This window comes from Pseudoalteromonas sp. MBR-15 (assembly GCF_053628915.1).
The window spans coordinates 1-21905 of the sequence record NZ_JBRJHH010000018.1; the positions used below are offsets into that span (position 1 = coordinate 1).

At 42.6% G+C, this 21905-nt stretch carries 26 protein-coding genes; 8 read left to right on the forward strand and 18 right to left on the reverse strand.

Annotation, left to right across the window (positions count from 1 at the left end):
- Positions 1-159: 159 nt before the first annotated feature.
- A complete protein-coding gene (locus ACSSVW_RS18645) occupies positions 160-372 on the reverse strand; it encodes a hypothetical protein (protein ID WP_036973644.1) in 213 nt (70 codons plus the stop codon).
- A gap of 78 nt (positions 373-450) precedes the next feature.
- Here ACSSVW_RS18645 and ACSSVW_RS18650 point away from each other — a divergent pair, with 78 nt between their 5' ends.
- Positions 451-984 carry a gamma carbonic anhydrase family protein gene (locus tag ACSSVW_RS18650; protein ID WP_036973645.1) on the forward strand — a complete coding sequence of 178 codons (534 nt, stop codon included), beginning with the start codon at positions 451-453 and terminating at the stop codon, positions 982-984.
- On the opposite strand, the gene ACSSVW_RS18655 is transcribed toward ACSSVW_RS18650, so the two are convergent.
- Both ACSSVW_RS18655 and aroE read right to left on the reverse strand, forming a co-directional pair.
- Positions 981-1235 carry a DUF1488 family protein gene (locus tag ACSSVW_RS18655; RefSeq protein WP_036973646.1) on the reverse strand — a complete coding sequence of 85 codons (255 nt, stop codon included), beginning with the start codon at positions 1233-1235 and terminating at the stop codon, positions 981-983. The two genes, ACSSVW_RS18650 and ACSSVW_RS18655, sit on opposite strands and share 4 nt — an antisense overlap.
- Positions 1232-2056: a shikimate dehydrogenase gene (gene aroE / locus ACSSVW_RS18660; protein WP_036973647.1), complete on the reverse strand. Its 825-nt coding sequence runs from the start codon at positions 2054-2056 to the stop codon at positions 1232-1234. The genes ACSSVW_RS18655 and aroE overlap by 4 nt, the downstream gene beginning before the upstream one ends.
- Before the next feature lie 41 nt (positions 2057-2097).
- Here aroE and ACSSVW_RS18665 point away from each other — a divergent pair, with 41 nt between their 5' ends.
- From ACSSVW_RS18665 to ACSSVW_RS18675, 3 genes are all read left to right on the forward strand, one after another.
- Positions 2098-2529, forward strand: coding sequence for a group II truncated hemoglobin (locus ACSSVW_RS18665; protein WP_036973648.1), 432 nt, complete (start codon positions 2098-2100; stop codon positions 2527-2529).
- 84 nt (positions 2530-2613) lie between these two features.
- Positions 2614-4209, forward strand: coding sequence for a methyl-accepting chemotaxis protein (locus tag ACSSVW_RS18670; RefSeq protein WP_074989752.1), 1596 nt, complete (start codon positions 2614-2616; stop codon positions 4207-4209).
- A gap of 66 nt (positions 4210-4275) precedes the next feature.
- Positions 4276-4740, forward strand: coding sequence for a hypothetical protein (locus ACSSVW_RS18675; protein WP_454179903.1), 465 nt, complete (start codon positions 4276-4278; stop codon positions 4738-4740).
- On the opposite strand, the gene hemF is transcribed toward ACSSVW_RS18675, so the two are convergent.
- The 6 genes from hemF to ACSSVW_RS18705 form a co-directional block, all read right to left on the reverse strand.
- On the reverse strand, positions 4737-5687 hold the full coding sequence (gene hemF / locus ACSSVW_RS18680) for an oxygen-dependent coproporphyrinogen oxidase (RefSeq protein ID WP_454179904.1): 951 nt from the start codon (positions 5685-5687) through the stop codon (positions 4737-4739). The genes ACSSVW_RS18675 and hemF overlap by 4 nt on opposite strands.
- 2 nt (positions 5688-5689) lie before the next feature.
- Positions 5690-6256 carry an L-threonylcarbamoyladenylate synthase gene (locus tag ACSSVW_RS18685; RefSeq protein ID WP_036973653.1) on the reverse strand — a complete coding sequence of 189 codons (567 nt, stop codon included), beginning with the start codon at positions 6254-6256 and terminating at the stop codon, positions 5690-5692.
- A gap of 35 nt (positions 6257-6291) precedes the next feature.
- Positions 6292-6861, reverse strand: coding sequence for a DNA topoisomerase family protein (locus ACSSVW_RS18690; RefSeq protein WP_036973654.1), 570 nt, complete (start codon positions 6859-6861; stop codon positions 6292-6294).
- Between the two features lie 107 nt (positions 6862-6968).
- The gene (locus tag ACSSVW_RS18695; protein ID WP_036973655.1) at positions 6969-7442 is read right to left on the reverse strand and encodes a DUF494 family protein; all 474 of its coding nucleotides are present in this window, start codon (positions 7440-7442) and stop codon (positions 6969-6971) included.
- Positions 7435-8532 (reverse strand): DNA-processing protein DprA, encoded by a 1098-nt coding sequence (dprA, locus tag ACSSVW_RS18700; protein ID WP_421419128.1) that lies wholly within the window; start codon positions 8530-8532, stop codon positions 7435-7437. Before dprA ends, ACSSVW_RS18695 begins: the two co-directional genes overlap by 8 nt.
- Positions 8533-8561: 29 nt before the next feature.
- Positions 8562-9680: a LysM peptidoglycan-binding domain-containing protein gene (locus tag ACSSVW_RS18705; protein WP_036973657.1), complete on the reverse strand. Its 1119-nt coding sequence runs from the start codon at positions 9678-9680 to the stop codon at positions 8562-8564.
- A 118-nt stretch (positions 9681-9798) separates the two neighbouring features.
- Here ACSSVW_RS18705 and def point away from each other — a divergent pair, with 118 nt between their 5' ends.
- The 4 genes from def to trkA are packed head-to-tail and all read left to right on the forward strand — an operon-like array spanning position 9799 to position 13950.
- The gene (def, locus tag ACSSVW_RS18710; protein ID WP_036973660.1) at positions 9799-10305 is read left to right on the forward strand and encodes a peptide deformylase; all 507 of its coding nucleotides are present in this window, start codon (positions 9799-9801) and stop codon (positions 10303-10305) included.
- Positions 10306-10328: 23 nt separating this feature from the next.
- Positions 10329-11282: a methionyl-tRNA formyltransferase gene (gene fmt, locus ACSSVW_RS18715; protein WP_180311265.1), complete on the forward strand. Its 954-nt coding sequence runs from the start codon at positions 10329-10331 to the stop codon at positions 11280-11282.
- Complete coding sequence (rsmB, locus tag ACSSVW_RS18720; RefSeq protein ID WP_036973662.1) at positions 11275-12564, forward strand: 16S rRNA (cytosine(967)-C(5))-methyltransferase RsmB; 1290 nt, start codon at positions 11275-11277, stop codon at positions 12562-12564. Before fmt ends, rsmB begins: the two co-directional genes overlap by 8 nt.
- A 9-nt stretch (positions 12565-12573) precedes the next feature.
- A complete protein-coding gene (gene trkA / locus ACSSVW_RS18725) occupies positions 12574-13950 on the forward strand; it encodes a Trk system potassium transporter TrkA (protein ID WP_036973666.1) in 1377 nt (458 codons plus the stop codon).
- Between the two features lie 90 nt (positions 13951-14040).
- Here trkA and ACSSVW_RS18730 read toward each other — a convergent pair whose 3' ends face one another.
- The 9 genes from ACSSVW_RS18730 to ACSSVW_RS18770 form a co-directional block, all read right to left on the reverse strand.
- Positions 14041-14259 (reverse strand): EF-hand domain-containing protein, encoded by a 219-nt coding sequence (locus ACSSVW_RS18730; protein ID WP_036973668.1) that lies wholly within the window; start codon positions 14257-14259, stop codon positions 14041-14043.
- 71 nt (positions 14260-14330) lie between these two features.
- Positions 14331-14546, reverse strand: coding sequence for an EF-hand domain-containing protein (locus ACSSVW_RS18735; RefSeq protein ID WP_036973670.1), 216 nt, complete (start codon positions 14544-14546; stop codon positions 14331-14333).
- A gap of 146 nt (positions 14547-14692) precedes the next feature.
- A complete protein-coding gene (locus tag ACSSVW_RS18740; RefSeq protein ID WP_036973671.1) occupies positions 14693-14905 on the reverse strand; it encodes an EF-hand domain-containing protein in 213 nt (70 codons plus the stop codon).
- A gap of 64 nt (positions 14906-14969) precedes the next feature.
- Positions 14970-15182: an EF-hand domain-containing protein gene (locus ACSSVW_RS18745; protein WP_036973672.1), complete on the reverse strand. Its 213-nt coding sequence runs from the start codon at positions 15180-15182 to the stop codon at positions 14970-14972.
- A 470-nt stretch (positions 15183-15652) separates the two neighbouring features.
- The gene (locus ACSSVW_RS18750; RefSeq protein WP_421419127.1) at positions 15653-16315 is read right to left on the reverse strand and encodes a flagellar brake domain-containing protein; all 663 of its coding nucleotides are present in this window, start codon (positions 16313-16315) and stop codon (positions 15653-15655) included.
- 37 nt (positions 16316-16352) lie between these two features.
- A complete protein-coding gene (locus tag ACSSVW_RS18755; RefSeq protein WP_036973674.1) occupies positions 16353-17804 on the reverse strand; it encodes a TrkH family potassium uptake protein in 1452 nt (483 codons plus the stop codon).
- A gap of 97 nt (positions 17805-17901) precedes the next feature.
- The gene (locus tag ACSSVW_RS18760) at positions 17902-18519 is read right to left on the reverse strand and encodes a YigZ family protein (protein WP_421419126.1); all 618 of its coding nucleotides are present in this window, start codon (positions 18517-18519) and stop codon (positions 17902-17904) included.
- 57 nt (positions 18520-18576) lie between these two features.
- A complete protein-coding gene (pepQ, locus tag ACSSVW_RS18765) occupies positions 18577-19899 on the reverse strand; it encodes a Xaa-Pro dipeptidase (protein ID WP_036973676.1) in 1323 nt (440 codons plus the stop codon).
- Positions 19900-19996: 97 nt separating this feature from the next.
- Positions 19997-21883 carry a transglycosylase SLT domain-containing protein gene (locus ACSSVW_RS18770; RefSeq protein ID WP_421419125.1) on the reverse strand — a complete coding sequence of 629 codons (1887 nt, stop codon included), beginning with the start codon at positions 21881-21883 and terminating at the stop codon, positions 19997-19999.
- Positions 21884-21905 lie beyond the last annotated feature (22 nt).

Genomic DNA, 21905 nt, shown 5'->3' on the forward strand with positions numbered 1-21905 from the left:
TAAATTTGTTTGCGTTACTACCTAAGTAGCTTCGCTGTTAGAACTCAATCTGTACGAGTGCCCACACAGATGATTGCTTTATATTGTTAAAGAACAGTGCGACTTCGTCGCTAGGGATGCGTATAATACATCCTTATTTTTTAGAGTCAACACTTAATTTTAAACTTTCTTTTGAAGATTTAAAACCGAAGTTTTACTTAACTCTCTGCTACGTTGCTCAGCGTCTTTCGTTGCTGTCTCCCGTCTCAGTGGGGTCGCATTATAGGGAGATGGATTTTTTACGCAAGCACTTTTTTCAATAAAATTTAAAAAAACGCACTGTTCGCTCAGCTTTTGAGCTAAACGCCCTAAAACTGAGTGTTTAACAATCAACTTTAGCGCCTTTTAGTGAATTTTCTTACTTCACTGTTACACTAGAGCTTGCGCATTTTGACGATTTAAGGTGAATTTATGACTATCCGTTCTTATAAAGGGATCACTCCTACATTTGATAACAGTGTTTATATTGATGAATCATCCGTTTTAGTCGGTGATATCACGCTTGGCAAAGACAGCAGTGTGTGGCCTTTAGTTGCAGCACGTGGTGATGTTAACTATATACGCATCGGTGAGCGTACTAATATTCAAGATGGCAGTGTTCTTCATCTTACCCGAGCAAGTAAGTCAAACCCTGACGGTTATCCACTTATTATTGGTGATGATGTCACTGTTGGACATAAAGTGATGTTACATGGCTGCCAACTAGGCAACCGTATTCTTGTTGGCATGGGTGCCATTGTTATGGATAACGCTATCGTTGAAGACGATGTAATTATTGGTGGAGGCTCATTAGTCCCCCCGAATAAGCGGTTAGAGTCTGGTTACTTATATGTCGGAAGCCCTGTCAAACAGGCTCGCCCTCTCACTGAGCAAGAGCGTGCCTTTTTAACATTATCTGCTGACAATTATGTGCAACTTAAAGATGAATATATAGCAGAGAGTTAAAAGACCTCTGTTAATACTATTTGTCCTGCCGAGTTGTACTGCTCGTCTTCTATTAATTGCTCGGCCAGTTCTTCATAGTCAAAGCGGTGTGTTTCAAAGTAATTGATCGCGCCGCTTTGATCAGCAAAATCATATTTATCCGTGTCGATAACACACTCGACCATCATTCCACTAACTTGCGCATAAAACACAAGCAGTTTGTCTTGTGCCTTGTATTCAACTCTATCTATAAATTGAATCGCTTGGTTCATGCGAGTTCTCCACTTTTTAATGCAGCAACCACGGGCAGTATTTCTGGCATTTTATTACGCCATATATAATAAGCTTGTGCGGCTTGTCCAACCAACATGCCACTGCCATCCAGTGTAATACAGCTAGGATTAACGGCTTTAACCCAGCTTATAAATGCGGTGGCGTGATTGGCGTAAAACATATCGTAGGCACATGAGCAGTGAGCGACATGCTCTTGAGCAATACCGGGTAAGTCACCTGTAACACTGCTCGAAGTAGAATTAATCACGATATCATAGTGTTCATTCGGTATTTCATCTAAAGCACACCCTTTAACATCTCCTTGCTCTGCAAAAATAGAAGCTAACATATGTGCTTTTTCGGCAGTGCGATTCGCGATGATCAACGTCGCGATACGCTCATTTAAAAGAGGTTGAATTACGCCACGTGCTGCACCGCCGGCACCAATCAACAAAATCCGTTTTGCTTTTAACGTGACATTATTGGCCAGTAAGTCTTTCACTAAACCTATACCGTCAGTGTTGTCGCCAAATAAACGACCATCGTCAAGGCGTTTAATCGTATTTACCGCACCGGCGACTTTCGCTTGTTCACTTAGCTCATCAACCATTGCATACGCTTGCTCTTTAAAAGGCAAAGTAACATTAGCACCTTTGCCACCCGCAGCGAAAAAGCGTGATACGGTTTTTTCAAATGCATCGGTTGGTGCTAAAATGGCGCTGTAATCAATTTGCTCACCTAATGAGGTCGCAAACTGTTTATGTATTGCGGGTGATTTCGAGTGTTTTATTGGATTTCCAAAAACCGCGTATTTATCCATAGTGAAGCAACCTCTTTGCCTTGTAGAGCTTTATTAATATTATGATTAAACGACTTTTTTCTAAATCGAAAGCAGAGCCTGAAACACCCACGCCAGAAAAAACACCTTACGAAATTATTGGTGGTGAAGCCGGTGCTCGTGCCATTGCAAACCGATTCTACGACATAATGGCCTGTGATGAATACGCCAAACCATTATATGATATGCATCCACAACCACTTGATAGAATTCGCCAAGTGTTTTTTGAATTTCTTTCCGGTTGGTTAGGCGGCCCCGATCTCTTCGTAGAGAAATACGGCCATCCGATGCTCAGAAAGCGTCACATGCCATTCCCAATTGATCAAGACCTACGTGATCAATGGATGTATTGTATGAATAAAACGCTGGATATCGAAATCGATAATCCTTTATTGCGTGAAGGGTTAAGACAGTCTCTTTCACAACTTGCCAGCCACATGATCAATCAACATTAATTAGCTAAGCTTGAGCTATATCAATATACGCTTTTTCTAAATAAAGATAATACTCTTTCCTTAGTTTAGTGGAAGCGTCGTCAAGTGAAGTCTATCCAATTTAAAATTTATACATTGCTTGCAATTACTGGTGTGCTGGTCTTATTTGCCAGCATATTTAGCAGTGCTCAGCAGCAACAAGCCCTCGCGCAAGATACCGTTGAAAGTAATATTAAGTTACTAGCCGATAACTACTTTGACTCTATCAATACCATGATGTTAACAGGCACAATGGCAAACAGAGAAATTCTGAGTAATAAATTAAGAAGCCATGAAAACATTGAAGACGCGCACATTATCCGCAGCGCTATTGTTAATAAGCTCTACGGCCCCGGAAATGCGAACCAAGCAGCGAATACTGACGCTGAGCGCGATGCATTAAAAGGCACCGAAGCGCTGTATATCGATAAAAACAACAGCACCATGACCTACTTAAAACCCATGTTTGCAACACGTGATTATAAAGGCACGAACTGTCTAGGGTGCCATCAAGCACAGGAAGGTGATGTTCTTGGGGTGGTAAAAATCAGTTATTCACTGGCTGATATTGAGCATGAAGTGTCACAAAACACCTTGATGAATACTTTATTGTTATCAACCATTTTTATTGCTGCTTTTATGCTACTGGCCATGTTATTCAGAAAGATTTTTATAAAACGATTAAAAATCATCAGTCATACCATGCATTTAGCAACCACCAATAAAGATTTGAGCCTCAATATTAATGATGACCACAATGACGAGTTAAGTTCATTGGCCACCAGCTTTAACCACATGATTAGCGCCTTTAAAGACAACATTGCGCAAGTGTCGCATTCATCTAAAGTGCTGATCCACTCTGCCGAGAGCATCTATGCTTCGGCCGACGCCACAGAGCAAGCCATCTTGCAGCAAAAACAAGGCACAGACTCAGTGGCTGCTGCGATAAATGAACTTGAAAGCTCATCAAGTGAAGTGAAAAATACCACTCACTTTGCGTCTGAAAAATCAGAACACAGTAACCAACTTGCACAGCAAAGCTTAGAAGTAGCGGAACACACCGAGCTGAGTATTAATCAGCTTGCAGCAGATGTAAGAGCAGCCGCAGATCAAGTATCACAATTGCAAGCGCAAACCCTCGATGTTGGTAAAGTTCTTGAAGTGATCAGCAGCATTGCCGAGCAAACCAATTTACTGGCCTTGAATGCAGCCATTGAAGCGGCACGTGCAGGTGAAGCTGGACGAGGCTTTGCGGTTGTTGCTGATGAGGTAAGAACGTTGGCGAATAGAACACACGACTCAACAGACGAAATTCGCCGCACTATTGATAAGTTACAACACGAGGCGGCCCAAACGGTCAATACCATGAATAATTCGAGTGCAGAAGCCGATGAACGGGCTGTGCAAGTAAAACAAGTGGCAAAAGCACTGCGTGATATCTCAGCACAGATGAGTGAAATAAACCAACTCAACGTGCAAATTGCCGATGCCACAGAGCAGCAAAATTTAGCCGCAGAAGAAATAAACCAAAGTGTTGTCGCGATTAGTGATAATGCCGAACATTCCTTGGTTGATGCCCATGAAAATCAAAAAGTCAGTGAAGAGTTAGTGTCGTTAGCACGCTCTTTAGATGAGCAAGTAAGGCGTTTTAAATTAAGCTAAATTGCGCACTTTATGCACAACTGATAGAGTAGAGAACACTATTTCGCGACAGATATGGACGTTTAAATGAAATATACCCCTACTCTTTTAGTGTGTGCAGGTTTAGTGTGTGCTGGGCTTATTGCCGTTTTGTATGCTTCATTCTCTCGAGATTCACATCCCTTCACTGAAACGGCCTACTCAAATGACCTGCTTTACCACGATGATATTCAGTTTATTGCCAACTCACTGCTTACTTCAGATAAAACAACTAAAAGTGATGATTATGAACAGCTCATTATAAAAGGCTTTGACACATTGATTCAGCACCCTGAATTTTATGAAGTGAAGCTCGACTTTTATGCGTGTGATAACACACAGTGTCTAACGCAAATCAGTGCTCCCATTAAGACTTCTGAGCATGAGCTGGCTATTTTGAAAAGCGAAATTTTATTTAGCATTTTGGCAGAGCTGCCAAGCAGAAAAAACGTTGTCACCACCGTAGATAATGACAACGCAAAGTTGTTTAGAGTTATTTCAGCACTCGATTAAAGCTGCCACTGACGAGCAATAAGCGCTTCTTCTGTTGTGTTAAGCCATGCTTGTGGGCGTAAATAATATTGATATAGCTTCGCTTCAGGGCTATCCACCGCAGGTGCATAGTTATATTCCCAGCGTGCTAATGGTGGCATCGACATCAAAATAGACTCTGTACGCCCGCCGGTTTGTAAACCAAATAAGGTGCCTCGGTCCCACACTAAATTAAATTCGACATAACGGCCGCGGCGATAAAGTTGAAAATCCCGCTGTTGCTCTGTTGTTGGTGTCTCTTTTCGACGCTCAATAATAGGTAAATAAGCGTCTAAGAACCCATTACCAACTGCTTGCATGAAAGCAAAGCTTTGCTCAAAGCCAAGCTCATTTAGGTCATCAAAAAATAAACCACCTACTCCGCGAGTTTCACTGCGGTGCTTTAAGTAGAAATAATCATCACACCAGGTTTTATATTTATCGTAAACACCGTCACCGAACGGCTGACATAAATCATGCGCAACTTGATGCCAATGCTGTACATCTTCAAAAACAGGGTAATAAGGTGTTAAATCAAAACCACCACCAAACCACCAGATAGGCGCTTCCCCGTCTTTTTCAGCAATAAAAAAGCGTACATTAGCGTGACTAGTTGGAATGTGTGGGTTTTTTGGGTGGATCACCAGCGATACACCACACGCATGGAAACTACGACCAGCAAGTTCTGGACGATGAGCCGTCGCTGATGCTGGCATTGAAGCACCAAATACATGCGAGTAGTTGACTCCTCCTTGCTCAATAACATCTCCCCCTTGAATCACCCGCGTACGACCACCGCCGCCTTCTTCGCGCTGCCAATTATCTTCAACAAATGTTGCTTTGCCATCGGCGTTTTCAAGGCCCTTACAAATGCTATCTTGTAGGGCCATTAGGTATGTTTTTACGTGTTGGAGTAGCTCGCTTTGCATGTTTATCCTCTGAATACTTTGCCGGTCATTGCATCTTTAATCACACTAGGTTGACTATTGCCACCGAGTGGCTCATCGACATAAAAATCAACACGATCAGCGAACTCACTTTTAGCGTGCGTAATACTCATCACTGTAGGCTGGCCGGTTAAGTTTGCGCTGGTTGAAACCATTGGTTTACCAAACTGCTGGCAAAGGGCTTTAACAGTTGGATGATTAGTGACACGTACAGCAATACTATCAAACTGGCCTGTTAACCACTTAGGTGTCTCTTTTGCCGCTGGCATGACCCATGTAATTGCACCCGGCCACTGCGAAAAAATATCAGCACGTTTATCCATCGGGATCTTAGCATCATCAACATACTTTAATAACTGACCATAATTATCAGCAATTAAAATTAAGCCTTTTTCAACGGGGCGTTGTTTGATTGCTAGTAGCTTTTCTACAGCAGCTTGATTATCAGGGTCACAGCCAAGACCGAATACTGCTTCGGTTGGGTAAACAATCACACCGCCTTGTTGTAATGCATCAATGGCATTGGCAGGTTGAGCAACAGGATCAGACAAAGAAACTCTCCTAATTTAAGCAAATAACGAGTGTATTAAGATTCTATAAGCTTGTGCATACACGACTTCTGAGGGCATTGTAGCACAACACCCGAGGCCATCTTCTTTTCAGTCATAACAGGCCACTGGCACGCTGGGCATACCTGAGCAACGGGTTTATGGTTCAGTGTGTATTTACATCGAGGGTAGCAGTCACAGGAATAAAAGGTCTTGCCAAATTTATTGCTACGCGCAACCAACTGCCCTTTTTTACACTTAGGGCACGCGGGCAAAGTGGGTGCATCGTCAGCATCTTCATCATGCGCTATGTAGTGACAGTCAGGGTAACCTGTACACCCTATAAACATACCATAACGACCATTCTTGATCACAAGCGGTCTAGTACACTCGGGACATGCACTGTCTTCGAGTACTTTAATTTGCTGGCTGTCATGATGAGCAAGTGGGCGAATATAGTCGCATTTAGGGTAACTGGCGCACCCTAAAAATGGGCCTGATTTAGAGTGTCGCATAACCAATTCAGAACCACATTTAGGGCAAACCTCATACTCTTTTTCTAACGCATGTTTATCTGCAGAAAAAAGAGAATGGTCGATTTTACTCATAAGATTCCTGTGAGGCTGGCTAATTTTCGCTTAATATACCCAAACTCAGCAAAGATACAAGCAAAGTCGAAAGCGACGAGCCACCATGCTCTGCCAGCGGCAATGCATTAATGAAGCACGTCGGCTGGTTCGTCAAAGATCAGGTCTTCCATTTGCGCATATGCTTGCTCTGAGCCGGGCACATTAAATAGCACCATTAACACCACCCATTTTAAATCTTCTAAATGGATAAATGGTTTATCAAGGGCGCACAATCTATCAATAACCATTTCACGGGTTATTGTATTGATGACACCGATTTGCTCAATAAACATTAAGAAGCCTCGGCATTCTGTGCTCAACATTTGGCATTCGCTATCTGTGTAGATGCGCGTAGCATGTTGTGGCTGCGCATTTAAATAAGGGCACACATCACTTTGTTGCAGATCTGCGAGCTGCTCAAGCCAATCAAGTGCTTTGTAGATTTCAGGTTTGTTAAAACCAGCACGCACCAACTCATCGGTGAGCTCGTTTTCTTCCGTGAAGATTTCAGCTTCGCTATGGATATAGTTTTCAAAAAGATACATGAGGATGTCAAACATATTTATGTCCTCCAAGTCTTATATAACCATCTAGCACTCGTTCGACTTTATCGGCGAGCTCTAGGTCAAGTAACCGAGCTTGTACTTCATCGATTGGTAGTTGGCTGCGTTGAGTTATTACATCCACGCTGGTTACCTCAAACCCTATACTTTTGAACACTGGGCAGTCGAGTTCATCTGCAATAGGCTGTTCTATATTATATAGACTGTTTTCACAAAAAAAGCTCACTTCATCAAGAATGTCACTCACATTTTCAACTAATTTAGCACCTTGCTTAATTAAAAAGTGACTCGCCTCTGAGAGAGGGTTCTTAATTGAACCCGGTACTGCAAACACTTCTTTATTTTGCTCTAAGGCATAACGCACAGTGACTAAAGAGCCGCTTTTTATTTGCGCTTCTACAATTAATACCCCTAATGACAAACCAGAGATAATGCGATTACGACGCGGAAAATTTGTCGCATTGGCAGCGGTTCCTGGCAAAAACTCCGACACCAACAAGCCGCGTTCTGCCACGTGCTTAGTTAATAATTTATGACGTTTAGGGTAGGTAATATCAAGCCCCGTCCCAAGCACTGCAATTGTATTACCACTTCCCGCTAAAGCCCCTTTATGCGCTGCTCCATCAATCCCCAGCGCCATACCCGACGTTATCGTCATACCGAGTAATGACAACTGATGCGCAAACTCAGCAGCAATCTCTGACCCCGTAGGCGTTGCATTGCGACTGCCCACTATTGCTATTTGTGGCGACGTTAATAATGCAACGTTACCCAAACAAAATAACAGTAAAGGCGCACTGGCAATGTGTTTCAATAAAGGCGGATAGCAATCATCAAAGTAACAAATTACAGTTAATTGCTGTTGCTTAATAAGGGTTTGGTAATGTTCAACCTGATGCCAATCGGTATTGGTGAGGTTACTAGCTTGGCTTTGTGTTAAGCCTAAACTCTGCAATTGTGCGTTAGTCAGAGCGAAGAGTTCACTCAGTTCGTGTTTTTGGCTTAGCGCTATAAGGGTTTTAACCCCTATCCCTTTACATAAATAAAAGGCAAGCCAGTGAGCTAGCTTGCCTGAATACTGTTCCATGCTCCCTCCTTAGAGCGTCCTCAGAGGAGTTAGTTTATGACGGCATAATCTCCAACTCTAATAGGATGCTGATTTTTTACAATCAGTGCATAACTGACGGTATCGTAAACCTTAAATACCATTAGCTCACCGACTTTCTCCTTTGGCATATGCCATACTTTACTGTCTTCGTCCGCCTCTACACCTAAAAAGTCATTCGTATCAGTGATTAACTTTTCAAGGCTGGTTGAATCTTCGCGATAGCGCGGACCATTTGCGCCATCAAACACTTCTGGAGACTGACGTTGAATATCAAGTACAAAACCAGGTTTAACTTGGTCTGACCCTAAATTTAGCACAACAATATCCATTGTACTAAATTCACGAAGTTCAGTGGCAGACGAAATAATTGTGCCATTCATTGTGGTATCAGGGCGTTTCATTGTGAAGTATGCCGGCAGCAATTGACCATCCATTGCTGGCATCAAAAAATCATTTGGTCTAATTTCTTGTTTAATCAACTCAATTTTCACTGAAGCCGGGATCCCGTTAGCAACATCACCACTTCTAAATGCACGCACAATGGCGACCAACTCTGCTTTATTAGCCAACACTTCTTGTGAAGTCGGGTCAATTAACTCAGAGCCTTTACGATATACTGCATACGCTTCATTTAGGTTTAAGTCCCCTTTTACGTACAGAATATGATCCATCGTGTTCATTTTAGTATTAACGCTGGCACCTAAGATATACGGTTTTTCAGCAATCACATCCGCGCTAATAGCCTGCTCATAACTTAAGTAAGGACGCAATAATTCCAGGGGTAAAGTCGGTACGGCTTGCTTACCTTTCGGAGTTATTCGCCCTTCAGGAGACAGCTTTTTATAGCGCGCATTCTTCACGAGACGCGGATTTCCATCTTTATCGTAGATTAAAGTGAGCGCATCACCGGGGTAGATTAAATGTGGATTAGCAATTTGCGGATTCATTTGCCATAAATCAGGCCATTGCCATGGTTCATTGAGATACACGCCAGAAATGTCCCAAAGCGTATCACCCTTTTTCACAACATATTGTTTTGGAGCATCTTTTTTTATTGTTAACACATCAGCAGATGCTGTAAAAGCGCAGCTAATGGCTAACATAGCCGCAACTAATGGATGTCTCATTTGGCTTCCTTGTGTTGTTTTTAGATTATTATCAACCAAAACCTGTTAAAGGTGAACACGAATGGCTAAAATAAGAGCATACAATACCCTAAATGAATCACAAGTGTAAAAGGTAACTATGGCTAGGTTAGAAGTTTTAAGATTTCCGGATGAGCGTTTACGTACAATCGCGAAAGAAGTACCAGAAGTAAACGACGAAGTTCGTCAAATCGTCAAAGATATGCTTGAAACGATGTATGACGAAAACGGTATCGGCTTAGCAGCTACGCAAGTAGATATCCACCAGCGAATCGTGGTCATCGATGTCTCTGAAGAACGTGACCAACCACTGGTATTAATTAATCCAGAAATAACTCAAAAAGATGGCTCAACAGTGAGCGAAGAAGGTTGTTTATCTGTTCCTTATTCATATGCGAAAGTTGACCGTGCAGAAACAGTCACTGTTAAAGCGCTTAACGAACATGGCGAAGCATTCAGTTTAGATGCTGATGAATTACTGGCTATTTGTATTCAGCATGAGCTTGATCATCTTAAAGGCACCCTGTTTATTGATTATTTATCGCCATTAAAGCGCCAACGTATCCGTAAAAAGCTTGAAAAAGAAGCAAAGCTCGCTGCTAAATAATAAGTTTATCGATAGGAATTTCTGTGACACAACCATTACGCATTATTTTTGCTGGTACGCCAGACTTTGCTGCGCGCCATTTACAAGCACTGATTGATTCAGAGCATGACATTGTTGGCGTGTACAGCCAACCAGACCGCCCTGCGGGTCGCGGTAAAAAACTAAAAGCAAGCGAAGTAAAAGAGCTGGCTGTTGCTCATAATTTACCCGTTTTTCAACCTGAGTCTCTTAAGTCAGATGAGGCGCTCGCTGAGCTACAAACCCTTAACGCCGACATCATGATTGTGGTCGCGTATGGCTTATTGCTACCTAAAGCAGTTTTAGAGACACCTCGCCTAGGTTGCTTAAATGTTCATGGTTCGATTTTACCGCGTTGGCGCGGTGCAGCACCGATTCAACGTGCAATTTGGGCTGGCGACAGTGAAACTGGCGTAACCATAATGCAGATGGATGAAGGCTTAGATACCGGCGATATGCTCCATATTAGTCGCTGTCCAATCGATAGCGCAGAAACCAGCAGTTCACTTTACGACAAGCTTGCGGCACTTGGACCTGATGCGCTCATTAGTACGATAAACCGCCTTGCTGCCGGTGAGATAGTGCCTGAAAAACAAGATGACAATCTTGCCAATTATGCGAAAAAGCTCTCTAAAGACGAAGCAAACATTGATTGGACCCAGGACGCAGCACAAATTGAGCGTAATATTCGCGCCTTTAATCCATGGCCTGTTTGCTTTACCCAAATGGCAGGTCAAACGGTAAAGATTTGGCAGGCTGAAATCGTCTCTCACACCGCTGAAGCAGGTAAAATTATCGCCGCTGATAAGCAAGGTATTACCGTTGCCTGCGGTCAAGATGCTCTTAAGATCACCCTACTTCAACCTCAAGGCAAAAAACCAATGGCAGTGAGCGACTTTTTAAATGGCCGCAGCGACTGGGTTGAACCTGGCTCAGTATTAGGGCAAAACAATGAGTAATGTTAGAGCACTTGCTGCTGAAACTCTGTATAACGTGGTTGATAAAGGTGCATCGTTAAACCAAGAATTGCCCTTTGCAAGCCAAGGTTTATCGCCAAAAGATAAAGCCTTACTACAACAAATTTGCTACGGTGTACTGCGTTATTTACCTAGCCTCGAAAATTACTGTCAGCAACTTTTAGATCAACCGCTAAAAGGCAAGCGCCGTATTTTCCAGTTCTTGCTGTATGTGGGCATTTACCAACTTCAGCATATGCGTGTTCCACCGCATGCAGCTATTAGTGAAACCGTTAATGCATTACAACAAATGCGTGCGCTAGGTTTAAAAGGCTTAATTAACGCTATTTTACGAAGTTTCCAACGTGAACAAGCCGAGCTTGAAGAAAAAGCCAAGCAAATCCCTGTTTGCCAATACAACCACCCAGGGTGGTTTATTAAGCACGTTACGGCAGCCTACCCTGATAACTGGCAAGATATTCTTGAAGCAAACCAACAACAAGCTCCAATGTGGTTACGTGTAAATCAAGCACAATATAGCACGCAAGAATACAGCGACATGCTCAAAGCAAATGACATTGAACACAGCCTCAATGCTGATTTTCCAGATGGTATTAAACTTGCCAAGCCATGCGATGTATTTTCTTTACCTGAGTTTGAAACAGGTGCATGCTCTGTTCAAGATGCGGCGGCGCAGTTAGCAGCACGTTTTTTAGATCCACAAGATGATGAGCTGATTCTTGATGCCTGTGCAGCGCCAGGCGGTAAAACCTGCCATATTTTGGAGCTTGCTGATGCCGATGTATTAGCACTAGATAGCGACAGTGAACGCTTAGAGCGTGTAAAACAAAATTTAGTACGTATTGGCCTTGCCGCTGATTTGCAGTGTGCCGATGCATCACAGCCGCATATTTGGTGGGACGAAAAGCAGTTCGATCGAATTTTACTTGATGTGCCTTGTTCTGCCACCGGTGTTATTCGTCGCCACCCTGATATTAAATGGTTGCGTAGAGCATCAGATATTGAAGACCTTGCACACTTACAAGGTGATATTCTCAACAGTATCTGGCCTCTGCTTAAACCGGGTGGTACGTTAGTGTATGCAACCTGCTCAGTGTTACCACAAGAAAATCAGCAACAAGTTGCCACGTTTCTTGCTAACAACAGCAATGCAGAGCATATACCACTGCATGAAAACGATACTCCAACGTTACCTGGCTTGCAATTGCTACCGGGTGAGAGCGATGGTTTCTACTATGCAAAGCTAGTTAAAAAACATTCATAAGAATACACCATGAAAATAATCATACTCGGTGCCGGACAAGTCGGCGGCACATTAGCAGAAAACCTCGTTGGTGAGCAAAACGAGATCACAGTGGTTGATATCGACGGTAACCGCTTACGCGAGTTGCAAGATAAGTACGATCTACAGGGGGTTACTGGTCACAGTGCTCACCCAGATGTGCTGCGTCGCGCAGGCGCAGAAGACGCCGATATGATTATTGCGGTAACCAGTTCAGATGAAGTGAACATGGTTGCCTGCCAAGTCGCCTACAGTATTTTTAATACGCCCACAAAAATTGCGCGTATTCGCTCAGAGCAATACTTAAAGTACCGCGAAAAGCTGTTCCATAATGACGACTTACCAGTTGATCACTACATTGCTCCAGAAGCCTTAGTGACTAAGTATATTCGTCGATTAATAGACTATCCGGGTGCTTTACAAGTGCTGCAGTTCGCTGATGGTATGTTATCACTGGTTGCAGTAAAAGCTTACTATGGTGGCTTATTAGTTGGGTATGCACTGTCGGCATTGAAAGAACATATTCCCAATGTAGAAACCCGTGTAGCAGCAATTTACCGACAAGGTAAAGCAATTAAACCACTCGGCACAACCGTGATTGAGGCTGACGATGAAGTGTTCTTTATCGCCGCAACAAAACATATTCGTGCTGTCATGAACGAGCTGCAAAAACTTGAACGCTCATACAAGAAAATCATGATTGCAGGTGGGGGTAATATTGGTGCAGGTTTGGCGCGCTCACTAGAAAAAAATCACAGTGTTAAACTTCTTGAGCGTAATAAAGAACGTGCGGCACAGCTCTCTGAGTTACTCGACAATACCGTTGTATTCTGTGGTGACGCCTCTGATCAAGAACTGCTCTCAGAAGAGCACATTGAACAAGTTGATGTGTTCATTGCTGTTACAAACGACGACGAAGCAAACATTATGTCGGCCATGCTTGCTAAACGCATGGGCGCACAAAAAACCATGGTGCTGATCCAACGCGGCGCCTATGTTGACCTCGTTCAAGGCGGTGAAATAGATATTGCCATTTCACCACAACAAGCGACTATCTCAGCTCTGTTAACGCATGTTCGCCGCGGTGATATCGTTAACGTTTATTCATTACGTAAAGGCGCGGCTGAAGCAATTGAAGCCGTAGCCCATGGCGATGAACATACATCGAAAGTTGTTGGCCGCGCGATTGCCGATATCAAGCTACCCGCAGGCACCACTATTGGTGCAATTGTGCGTAATGACGATGTACTCATTGCTCATGATGATACGGTGATTCAGTCGGGTGACCATGTGATCATGTTCCTAATCGACAAGAAACACATCACGGTTGTTGAAAAGCTGTTCCAAGTTAGCGCTATTTTCTTATAGACCAAAAACATGAAAATAAAAAAGCAGCCATGACGGCTGCTTTACGACTCTTGAAGTGAAAGTAGTTAACCAGAGTCTCTGGTTACGAACCTATTGAATCTGTGCGAACTCTTCTTTTGAAAGCTCTCCGTTACCATCGCTATCAAGCTCAGGAAATAGTTTTTCAAGCTGCATATTTACAGATGCTTCTTCTTTGCTGATCACGCCATCGCCGTTGGTATCAAATGTAGAAAAACTGACGCCTTGAGCAAACGCTGCTGATGACGTTGCTAATGCTAAAATAGCCAATGTTGTGTTGATATGTTTCATAATAACTGCCTCAAAATTTGAAAAGAGTGAAGTCCGTTTCTGAGATCCCTGTTTAGTGGAAATTGGCTTTGTTACTCGGCCGCTGAAAATTCTGTTTCAGTCAGTACGCCATCACCATCGACATCCAGTGTTTTAAATTGTGACATGATTTTTGCGTCGACTGATGCTTCACTTTTGCTTATCACACCATCGCCATCTACATCCAATGTATCAAAGTCAGTGGCAGCAAAAACAGCTGAAGAAGATGCAAGTGCAATTAGGGCTAGTGTTTTATTTACTGTCTTCATAATCATATTCCTTCAATATTTAACTAAAAAAGTGTTAGCTGATCACACGCTCCTGGTTGTTCTTTGTCATGGATTCCCTTATCCATTTAGGCTGTCTTTGGCAGCTCAGAACTAATCAGCTAGATAACTTGGCTTGCTTAATTTCATTAAGCTTTTGAAAATTCTTGTTTTGATAACTCACCGTTACCGTCAGTGTCTAATTCGCTAAACTTACTCATTAACTCTGCATCGACGGATGCTTCGCTTTGGCTAATAACGCCATTGCCATCAACGTCTAGCGTTTCGAAATCGCTCATCGCAAATGCGGCTGATGAAGAGATAAGTGCCACAAGGGCTAATGTTTTATTTACTGTGTTCATAATGTAATCCTTCAAATAGTAGCTTTAAGTAAGAAGTCCTTTTCAATGTGTCCTTACACTGAAATTATGCTTTCGCGAACTCTTCTTTTGATAGTTCGCCATTACCGTCGGTATCAAGCTCTTTAAACTGGCTCATTAACGGTGAGCTTACAGATGCTTCGCTTTTACTGATTGCTCCATCGCCATCGACATCTAGCGTTTCAAAATCCACCGCTGCAAATGCAGTTGATGAAGCGACAAGGGCGATAAGTGCACATGTTTTGTGTAACGTTTTCATAATCACTATTCCTTCAATGTTTTCTAAACTGCGATAGAGGACTAATTCCTAAATCAACTTTCTCTGTGTTCGCTTTAACTATTTCAACTTCAATGCCAAAGTTTAAAAAACGCTATAAATCATGAGGTTAAATTTATATTGTGGTAAATTAGGGGAAAACTGGCTGTTATTTTGTTGCTTTTTAGCAACAAGCAATGAGGTGAGAAAATTTTTTATCTATTAATCAATAAGTTAAAAAAGCAAAAACAGAGACATCTGCCGTTTTTTGTCACTAAAACAGAGAAAATATTGTGTGTGGGGGCTAAACCGTAGATGAATGGCAACACGCCTCAAAAAAAATAAAAATATTTTTAACGCTTAATCATCTGATTTAAATGGGTTTTATATATTTATATCGATTATTTTTGATTAATTTTTAGAGAAAAAGTGAAAAACAGTCATTTTGTTGCAAAATGGCGAATCAATGCTCGTTAATTCGTTATCTCTAATACCGAAAGGTCTATGAGGTGCTCTTTCATAAAGACGTTCATTTCATTTTCACTGGTATTGAGCTGCACACCAAACTGATAGCCCGACTCTCGTTTGCGGACTCTGCATACCTTGCCTGTAAATTCACGTTTACTGAGCACCACCTGACACGCTTGTGCTTTCAAATGACTAAGGTCGGCCTCGCTGTTAATCTCAAATTGCACACCGGCAAGTGAAATGTCTTTAATTACGCCTTCATATACCTGTTCATCTATAACAAGCTTGGCGGGAAACAAAGTGGGGATCCGCGCTTCGCTGCGCAAGCTAAAAAGTTGTACTTGTTGGGGAAAATGTAAAAATATCAATCGACAAGGGTGTGAAGCAACGGCTTTTATCTGCTGACGAAATGCAATAACCTGCCCACCACCGCTTTCTAAAACAGCCCGAACAATCACCATAACCCCCTCTTTGATAAAGTCACCCGCATTCGGCAAACGTTTTGCAGGGGGATAGTTAAGTATGATGTACTGCTCGTTAAGTAAGCCAATAAATTCAATTTTGACACGCTTACTTTCTGTCGCAGTTATTATTTCAACATCGACCACACTCCCTGCGGGTATATAGGTTAGTTTTTCTAAATTAAGTTGCTGCTGCGTTTTTGGCATTGTTTCTCTACTCCTTGAAAAATAACCAAATAAAACCTTAACCGCGCCAGAATGTTGGGGTGAATAAAACTAATAAAGTGAATATTTCAAGACGACCAAACACCATCGCGATTGTTAACAACCACTTTGCCGTATCAGATATCGCGCCATAATGCGCCGCGACTTCACCCAAACCTGGGCCTAAGTTGTTTAAACACGCCGCCGTCGCTGAAAAAGCACTTATATTGTCCATGCCTGTGCCCATTAAGGCCAGCATGATAATAACAAAAACCAGTGCATAAGCAGAAAAGAACCCCCAAACGGCTTCGACCACTTTATCGGGGAGCGCTTTACGACCGAGCTTTATAGAGTATATAGCCCGCGGGTGAACTAAGCGGTTTAATTCACGTATCCCTTGCAAGTACAGAAGGAAAACCCTTACAACTTTCATACCGCCGCCCGTCGAGCCCGCACAGCCGCCGATAAAGCTCGAAAAAATAAGTAAGATAGGTAAGAACAATGGCCAAGCAGAAAAATTATCTGTCGCAAAGCCCGCGGTAGTACTCATAGAGACAGCTTGAAACATTGCTTGATCGAGCGTTTCATCACCATCTGCATAAATATTATTAGAAGAGAGTACCGTAAAACAAATAATCACTAGCGCTAACTGAATAAGTAAAAACACTTTAAATTCAGGGTCGCGCAAGTAAACACGAATACTGCGCGAGGAGACCGCAGCGTAGTGCAACGAAAAGTTAATCGCCGCAATCAGCAAAAACACCACACAAATAAAGTTTATTAATGGGCTGTCAAATTGCCCCATAGACGCATCGTATGTAGAGAATCCCCCAATGGCGATGGTTGAGAAAGCATGACAAATCGCATCAAACCAATCCATACCCGCTCCCCAATAGGCAAGCGTACATGCGATGGTCAGCGACACATAAATGTACCAAAGGTGTTTGGCGGTATCGGCAATCCGCGGGGTCATTTTCGAGTCTTTAACAGGCCCTGGAGTTTCAGCACGGTATAACTGCATACCACCAACACCTAGCATCGGTAATACAGCGACGGCCAATACAATGATCCCCATACCACCTAGCCACTGTAGTTGCTGACGATAAAAAAGCACTGATTTGGGTAAGTATTCAATCCCCGTTAAAACGGTTGCTCCTGTGGTAGTCAGCCCCGAGAAGGCCTCAAATACCGAGTCAGCGAGAGATAGGTTTGGTTCCTGTAAGAACACTAAAGGCACAGCAGCAAAGCTGCCAAGTACCAGCCAGAACAACACCACAATTAAAAAGCCTTCGCGGGCTTTTAAATCACCATGCTCATGTCGGTTTGGGTAATATGCAGCTAAACCAATAACAACGCTAAAAATAAACGCAAGAACGAACGGCACACCCCCACCGTCTTTATAAATTAAAGACACCAGTGCCGGTGGGACCATCGTGATACTAAATAACGCCACCAGCTGGCCGAGAATTTTTATTATGGTACGAAATTGCATCTAGGCGTATCGCTTTCTTATTAAATGATTTAGCTAATACAGTTTATTGTCTTACAGGCTTAATTGTAAGTAAACGCTATGTATTTATTTTCCTTACTCATCCTTTTCCCATTTTTAGCTCAACGGCGCCATGAGTAAGTTCGTGTACATCGGTGATTGCCTGCTCTGCTTGGCGGCTATCAATGGTAATGTGCCAAGTAATGTTCTCGGCAAATTGCTTGTCTATTTTTAACACCTGATAGTGGCTTTTTAATAACTGCTCAATTGCACCTTGTGCGCTATAGTCACTTTGCCCTATAAGTTCAACACTCGGTACTTTAGTCACAGTTTTTAGCTCGCGCATAGCGTTATTTAAACTGCCACCGTATGCACGCACAAGCCCCCCCGTACCAAGCTTAATTCCTCCAAAGTAGCGTGTTACTACCGCAGTAATTTCACCGATACCTGAACCTGTCAGCACATTAAGCATGGGTTTACCCGCCGTACCATTGGGCTCACCATCATCCGAAAAGCCATAAACATGACTCCCGCCAGGGTTTCCTGCAACATGTGCCCAGCAGTTATGACGCGCGTCACTGTATTTATCTTGTATTTCTTTAATAAACGCTTTTGCACACGCGAGATCAGGAGTGTGCGCAATGTGCACTATAAATGTACTTTTCTTTATTTCTTCTTGATAAAAAACCGGTTCGGCCGGGTATTGATATTCAGGCATATTGTTTTATCTAAAAAAATGGGGCCATGTGGCCCCTATACTCTATTTTGCTCGCCGTTAATCTAAGTGTAGATCACGGGTCATATTTTCGAGACTGTCTTCATGAACGATAATATTATCTTCAATTCGGATACCGCCAAATGGCTTAAATTCTTCAACTTTTTCCCAGTTAATAAACTGTTTATTATCGGTTTGAGCAAGGTCGCCCAATAATGAATCGATGAAGTATAAACCAGGCTCAATCGTAAATACTTGGTTCTTCTCAATTAAACGTGTGCAGCGAAGGAATGGATGACCTTCAGGTGGAGCTTGGTGCGTCCCTGATTCGTCAGCCATAAAACCACCCATATCATGAACTTGTAAGCCAAGGTGATGACCCAATCCATGAGGGAAAAACGTTGAAGTAATACCGCGTTCAACAATGTCAGCAGCTGGTAATTTTACAATATTAAAATCACTCAGTACTTGTGCGACACGTTGGTGACACTCTAAATGTAACTCGCCGTATAAGAGACCGGGTTTCAATGCCTTACCTAAGGCAATTTGATGCTCAGTCATAACCTGAATGAGATCGCTAAACTCACCTGACTTTTTAAAATCATAGGTACGAGTAATATCCGCAGCATAGCCGTTAAAGTTTGCACCTGCATCAATTAAAAATGAGTGATGTGTATGAGGCGCAGTTGGCTCGAAATGCGTGTAATGTAAAATGGCGCAATTTTCATTCAGTGCAACGATATTTCCGTAAGGCATCTCGTTTTCACTTTGGCGTGTAGCCATTAGATAAGCGTGCTGAATATCAAACTCAGAACCACCATTAAAGAACGTATCACGCGCCGCTTTATGACCCTCTACAGCGATACGGTTCGCTTGGCGAAGACACTCAAGTTCGTACTGCGTTTTATAAGCTCGATGGAAATGTAAGTAGTTCATCACTGGCTCAGGATTCATAATGCTGAAACCCAGCGCTTGTGCGACCTCTAAGTACTCACCGATATATGCATAATTTGCTTTATCATAAGGGAGTAGTTTTTCAACCTGATCAGGTTGTACTAAAAGCTCAATATCAAAATACTCAGCCCAAAAATCACGCGGCTCATCAGGCACTTTATGCCAAAAATCCACTGGACGATAAAAAATTAGCTTCGGCTTAGATGCACCGTCGACGACAATCCAACAATGCGGATTATCAATAACAGGTAACCAAGCTTTAAATTGCGGATTCACTTTAAACGGATAATACATGTCATCTAAGAACTGACGCTTAGCTTGGCCTGAGTGAATTACGAGCCCTTCTAAACCCTCACGTTCAGTAATAGTACGAGTACGCTGTTGCAAGGTTGCAATATGTTCGGCATATAACACCGCTAATTTATCCATAGTAAACCCATCTCTAGTAAATTTAACTTACTTGCAGTCTATCATAGTCGGCCATAACCCCCAACTGAGGGGGGATGAGCCTCGTTTGTATTTTAATTTAGCCACCCATTTTCATATCGAGAATGGGCGCAAGTACATTACCATCTCGACCAAGGCGGGTGTGATATACCTGCCTGTAAGCGAACACATTTTTAACGTAGTTACGTGTTTCAGTGAAGGGGATCAGTTCAATCCACAACTCAGCAGGCATTGCTTGCTCTGGTAGCCAGCGCTTAATGCGATGATAGCCAGCATTGTAAGAGGCCGTCGCTAAAATTTCATTACCATGATTTTTTTTCTTCAAATACTTCAGGTATTCACTACCAAGACGAATATTAGTACGAGGCTGATAAAGTACACTACGTGACACCGTGCTTTTATTCATATATTTGGCTGTGCTAGGTAATAACTGCATTAAGCCATGAGCATTCGCATGTGAACGAGCATCTGGCGCAAACGAGCTTTCACGTCGAGAAATGGCAATACTCCATGCAACATCGATATGACTGCGGTTACTGTAGTTTTCGAACAAGTTTCGAAACGCGAACGGAAAACGTAAATCAACGTAATCCCATTCTTTAATTTGTGCCAAGGTATAAATAGTGCTGTCGTACCAATCAAGATCTGCTGCAAGCATTGATGCTGCCAGTTTTTCTTCTTTGGTTGAGGTATCGGTTAAATAATTCCATTCGCGACGAGCTGCAGTAAAACGATCTAATTCGTACAAAGCACGGGCACGCTTAAAGCCTGGCGCATTCGCAACCTCAAGCTTGAGTTTATCGCTAATATTCAGCTCTTTATTATTTAAACTAACAGGTATACCTAATCGCGCAGACGCAAGAAAACCATAGTAATCACGCTCTTTGGCCACCGTTTGCCAAATTTGTCGCGCGCGCTCTACTTCACCACGCTGATTCAAGCTATAAGCTAACCAGTATTGCTGCCCTAGCGTTAAATTATCTTTGCCGGTAAAAAAAGCCACAATGCCAGACCAGTCTTGTAGCTCAAGCATGTTTGCTAATTGCCACTGCATAAGCTTGCTAGTTTGGCGGTCTTTCGGCACCTTATTTAGCCAAAAGCGAGCTTCTTTGTGACCACTAGATGCTAAAGATAGTGCAAAATTGTAATACACATCAGCCTTTTGCTCGTCAGTGTAGGAGAACATTTTTTCAATCTTTTCCCACGCTCTAAGCGCGAGTTCTTTGTCGCGCCACACCAAACGTCTTACGCCATACAACGCAATTTGCCCTTCTTTGGCTGATTTTTTCTTATAGCGGTAAAGTCCAGCAGACGCGCTCGGGTCTTTGCGAACTTTTAAATATAAGTCAGCTAAATATTGCTCATGTTCGGGTAATAAGGTTTTTAAATAAGGCAATAAACTCGACGTACCGCCTTCTGCGGCCAGTGTGACTCGTTGCCATACGCGATCAGGAGTTTGGTACCCCTTTTTCTTCCACAGCGAAAATAAGCTATCGCACTCTTTAGGCTGCGATTTACCGACCACCCATAAGTCGCTTACTTGATTCATGATGGCATTTTCAGGTGCCCCTAAATCTAATTGAAAGCTTAAATAGGGACACGTCAGCTCATTATTGCTGGTTTCACGATAATTACGAATATACGCCGCTTTTTTATTCTGCTTCTTTAGGTATTCAAGCCACGCTTTTCGAACAGGCCATTCAAGTGGCGTATTTTGATAGACGTTTAAATAGTTTTCGATTTCCGTTTGGTGTTGCAGACTTGGGTTACGCTGCCAATAGGCTTTTTCGACATAAGGTTTTAAGGGATGATCAAGCTCCCCTGTCACCTTTTTCATGTCTTCATAGTCACCGTACCGCGCCTTTTTTTCAGCTTTTAAAAAAGCGTCATGTTTATCGTTGGCACCAGCTGCAAAAAAAGGAAAAAGTAATGCGGCAGCCGTCCAACCAAGAAATTGTTTTTTCATGATGGCCTTTAACAAAAATTAA